Annotated in this window: 3 protein-coding genes and 2 pseudogenes; 4 read left to right on the forward strand and 1 reads right to left on the reverse strand. The window is 73.2% G+C overall.

Translation table 11 applies throughout. The features are described 5' to 3' along the window. Window positions 1-306: 306 nt before the first annotated feature. A pseudogene (locus GV126_RS34555) lies at window positions 307-859 on the forward strand (lysine transporter LysE). Window positions 860-1,025: 166 nt separating this feature from the next. Then, entirely contained in the window at window positions 1,026-1,475 is a 450-nt protein-coding gene (locus GV126_RS34560; protein ID WP_159675252.1) for a nitroreductase family deazaflavin-dependent oxidoreductase, read from the forward strand. A 111-nt stretch (window positions 1,476-1,586) separates the two neighbouring features. On the opposite strand, the gene GV126_RS34565 is transcribed toward GV126_RS34560, so the two are convergent. Further along, window positions 1,587-2,603: a cation diffusion facilitator family transporter gene (locus GV126_RS34565; protein WP_159675254.1), complete on the reverse strand. Its 1,017-nt coding sequence runs from the start codon at window positions 2,601-2,603 to the stop codon at window positions 1,587-1,589. Window positions 2,604-2,703: 100 nt separating this feature from the next. Between GV126_RS34565 and GV126_RS34570 the strand changes: the two genes are divergently transcribed. Both GV126_RS34570 and GV126_RS37010 read left to right on the forward strand, forming a co-directional pair. Further along, window positions 2,704-3,723, forward strand: coding sequence for a glutathione S-transferase family protein (locus GV126_RS34570; RefSeq protein ID WP_159675256.1), 1,020 nt, complete (start codon window positions 2,704-2,706; stop codon window positions 3,721-3,723). 70 nt (window positions 3,724-3,793) lie between these two features. After that, window positions 3,794-4,033: pseudogene (locus GV126_RS37010) on the forward strand (DUF4235 domain-containing protein); the annotation flags it as partial. Window positions 4,034-4,158 lie beyond the last annotated feature (125 nt).

Genomic DNA, 4,158 nt, shown 5'->3' on the forward strand with positions numbered 1-4,158 from the left:
GTCTGGGGCGGTGCGGTGGTGGGGTCCGGCATGGAAGACCTCGCAGACGAAGGGTGCGTCGTGCCGATCTTCATTAGATGCCTGGGGCATCCATCGTGCGACGCGAAGTTCGGCCAGAACGGCCTTGCGGCACATCTGGCCAGGAATCGTCCCTTCCGCATCCTAATCCGGTTGCCGGGACGGGGCCCGGGGCAGCAGCTTCCGGCCATGACCGCCACCGTCGGGTTCCCGCCGGTGTGGTCCGCCGCCGCCCGCCGGTGGCCGGCAGCAGCCCGGTCGGCCACGCCGCTGCGGCCCGCCGCGACCGTGACGGGCGCGCTCGTCGCGGGTCTGGTCGCGGGCTACGGCATCGCCGTGCCGGCCGGGGCCGTCGGGGCGTATCCGGTGTCCCTGACCGCCCGGACCTCCCTGCGGACCGGCGCCTGCGCCGCGCTCGGCGTGGCCACCGCGGACGGTCTGTACGCCCTGCCGGCCGCCCTGGCCGTGCACGGCGCGGCCGGCGCCGTACGGCGGTACCACGCAGCGCACCGCCACCCGCGCCGCACCGCCCCCGCCGGGCCCCGCACGGGCGTACCTCGGGCTGCTCGGGATCACCCTGCTCGACCCGGCGACGATCCTCTGCTTGGCGGCACTCGTCCTCGGCGGCACCCGCGGCACGGCGGGCGCGGCACCCCCTCCGCGCGGGGCGTTCGTCGTGGCCGCCTTCGCCGCGTCCGCCGGTTGGCAGCTGCTGCTCGCCGGGGGCGGCGCCCTGCTCGGGCGGGCCCTCGCCGGCCGCCGCGGGCGGCTGGTGACCGCGCTGCTGTCCAGCGCCGTGATCACGGCGCCGGCGGCGAGCATGCTGGTGCCGCCGGGCTGAGGGGGCCGGTGGCGGACCGGCGCGATACGGCGGTCCGGCAGGGGCCCGGACCGGCCGGATCACGCCGACTGCCGGCCGCGACGAGTGGTAAGGATGAACCGATCGGGCGCCGCTGTTGATCCTGGTGCACCGTCAGCGACCGAACGCGACGAGAGGACGAAACGCCATGCCACTTGAGGGCGAGTACGAGCCCAGCCCGGAGCAGTGGGTGCGGGAGCAGGTGGAGCTGTACGAGAGTTCGGGCGGCACCAAGGGCACGACCCTGCTGGACACCGGGTTGCCGGTCATCGTGCTGACCACGCGGGGCGCGCGCAGCGGAAAGATCCGCAAGACGCCGCTGATGCGCGTGGAGCACGACGGGCGCTACGCCGTGGTGGCCTCGCAGGGCGGCGCGCCCAAGCATCCGTTCTGGTACTTCAACCTCAAGGCCGACCCCCACGTCGAGCTGCAGGACGGTCCGGTCAAGCAGGACATGACGGCCCGTGAGGTCACCGGCGCGGAGCGGGCCGAGTGGTGGGAGCGGGCGGTCGCCGCGTTCCCGCCGTACGCCGAGTACCAGGAGAAGACCTCGCGGCAGATCCCGGTGTTCGTGCTGGAGCCCGTGACCGGGCGGTGAACCGGCCGCCCGGCCCGATCGGGACTGCGTGCGGTGACCCTGTCGGGACTCCGTCCGGTGACAATCCGGGCCGGGCAGGCATGCGGGAGCGGTGCCCGGGGCACCCGTAGATCAGGCCCCGCCGCGCTCCCCCGTCGCGGCGGGGCTTTCCCGCGCCTCTCCGGCCCGGCGGTCGGTGACGTCGAGGAAGACCTGCTCCGCCTCGGGGACGCGGAGGCTGATCGCGCGCTTGATGCGCACCGCGACCTCCTCCACCCGTTCGCTGTCCAGGCCGGGGACCAGGTCGATGCGGGCCGCCACCAGCAGCGAGTCCAGGCCCGTCTTCATCGTGAACAGCGCCTCGACGCTGTCGATCTCGGGCTGCTCGCGCAGCAGCCGGCCGATCCGGCCGCTCAGCTCCGGGTCCGCCGCCTCCCCGATCAGCTGGTCGCGGGCGTCGCGGCCCAGCCGGTAGGCGACGTAGCCGAGCAGTACGCCGATGGCCAGCGAGGCCGCCGCCTCCCAGACGACCTGCCCGGTCGCCATGTGCAGCCCCATGCCGATCAGGGCGAGGGTGACGCCGAGCACCGCGGTGCCGTCCTCGGCGACGACCGTGCGCAGCGCCGGGTCGCGCAGGCCGCTGCCGCCGCCCTGCGCGCGCACCTGGTACAGGGCGCGCAGCAGCGAGGCGCCCTCGGCCAGCAGGGCGACACCGAGCACGCTCATGCCCGCCACATAGCCGGTGAAGTCCTCCTCCGCGCCGTTGCGCAGCGCCTGAACGCCCTGGAAGACGGAGAAGCAGCCGCCCATCACGAAGATGCCGACGGCGGCCAGCAGCGACCAGAAGAACCGTTCCTTGCCGTAGCCGAACGGGTGGCGGCGGTCGGCGGGGCGGCGGCTGCGGCGCAGCGCGGCCAGCAGGAAGATCTCGTTGCAGCTGTCGGCGACGGAGTGCGCCGCCTCCGACAGCAGAGCCGGGGAGTGCGCGAGGAGTCCGCCGACGGCCTTGGCGAGCGCGATGACGAGGTTCGCCGCGAGGGCCACCAGTACGGTGACCCGGGTGCGGCCGTCGGAGGTCGCGCCCGCGCCGGCGTCCGTCGTGGGATCCTGCGCTGGCTGATCGGCTGTCCGGTGGGATGTCCCGCTCACGTTCGCCGACTGCCCCGTTCGGCACGGCTCATACCGTGCCGACGGCTGAATTCGGGGAACGTGTCCGCGCAGAAGACCCGTACGGTGGAAGGAACGAGGCATGAGCGACGGCGGCGACGGCAACAGCGCCCTGGGACGCAAGGCGTTCAAACGGTCCAGGAGCCACTTCACGGACCGGATCACCGCCGACGGCCGGGACGGCTGGCCGGTGGAGCCCGGCCGGTACCGGCTGGTGGTCAGCCGCGCCTGCCCGTGGGCGAGCCGGTCGCTGGTCTCGCGGCGGTTGCTGGGCCTGGAGGACGCCCTGTCGGTGGCCGTGGCCGATCCGATCCAGGACGACCGCAGCTGGCGTTTCACGCTCGACCCCGACGGCCGCGACCCGGTCCTCGGCATCCGCTTCCTCGGCGAGGCCTACGACCGCCGGAAAACGGACTACCCCGGCGGGGTGAGCGTGCCGGCGATCGTGGACGTGCCGAGCGGCAGGCTGGTGACGAACGACTACCAGCAGATCACCCTGGACTTCGCCACGGAGTGGACCGCGCTGCACCGGCCGGGTGCGCCCGACCTGTACCCGCAGGCGCGGCGCGACGAGATCGACACCGTGATGGAGGAGGTGTACGAGGACGTCAACAACGGTGTGTACCGGGCGGGCTTCGCCACCGGCCAGAAGGAGTACGAGGCGGCCTGTTCCGGCGTGTTCCGGCGGCTGGAGCTGCTGGGGGACCGGCTGTCCCGGCAGCGCTACCTCGTCGGCGACACCCTCACCGAGGCGGACATCCGGCTGTTCACCACGCTGGTCCGTTTCGACGCCGTGTATCACGGACACTTCAAGTGCAACCGCTGGAAGCTCGCGGAGCACCCGGTGCTGTGGGCGTACGCCCGGGATCTGTTCCAGACGCCCGGGTTCGGCGACACGGTCGACTTCGACCACATCAAGCGCCACTACTACCAGGTGCACACGGGCATCAACCCGACCGGCATCGTGCCGCTGGGCCCCGATCTCGCGGGCTGGCTGACCCCGCATCACAGCGAGGAACTCGGCGGCCGTCCCTTCGGTGACGGCACGCCTCCGGGCCCGGTGCGTCCGGCCGAGGCGATCCCGCCGCAGGGCAGGCCCTGACCGCTGGTGCCGGTCCTGCCCCCTTCCTTCCCGTTCCGACCCCGACCCGCGTACGCGCAAGGAGACACAGGTGGCCAAGAAGAAGCACAAACTCCCCCTCGCCTACCAGCCGATCGGCTTCGTGCTGAGCGGGGCGGGCGGGGCGCTGGCAGGGACGGCGTTCCGGGCCGCGTGGAAGGTCATCCGGCACGAGGACGACGCGCCCGACGCCCTCGACCAGGACCGCCGCTGGGGCGAGATCCTGTTGGCCGCGGCGGTGCAGGGCGCCACTTTTCCCCGGGGGCGCAGGGGCGCGGGGCCGGCGGGGGCCCCCGGCCCGGCACCGCGCCCCACGGCGGAGAAGGCGGCCCTGCCGCCCCCCTTATACATCCTCCCGCCCCCGAGACAGGGAGAAAGACCGCTAGCACCCTTCTGGTTGCAAAAAAAAAAAAACGA

Origin of the sequence: Streptomyces mexicanus (assembly GCF_902506575.1) — a bacterium.
GTDB classification, from domain to species: domain Bacteria; phylum Actinomycetota; class Actinomycetes; order Streptomycetales; family Streptomycetaceae; genus Streptomyces; species Streptomyces mexicanus.

Coding starts and splice junctions, on each gene's coding strand:
- GV126_RS34570 (WP_159675256.1), top strand. CDS start 2,704: ATGAGCGACGGCGGCGACGGCAACAGCGCCCTGGGACGCAAGGCGTTC.
- GV126_RS34560 (WP_159675252.1), top strand. CDS start 1,026: ATGCCACTTGAGGGCGAGTACGAGCCCAGCCCGGAGCAGTGGGTGCGG.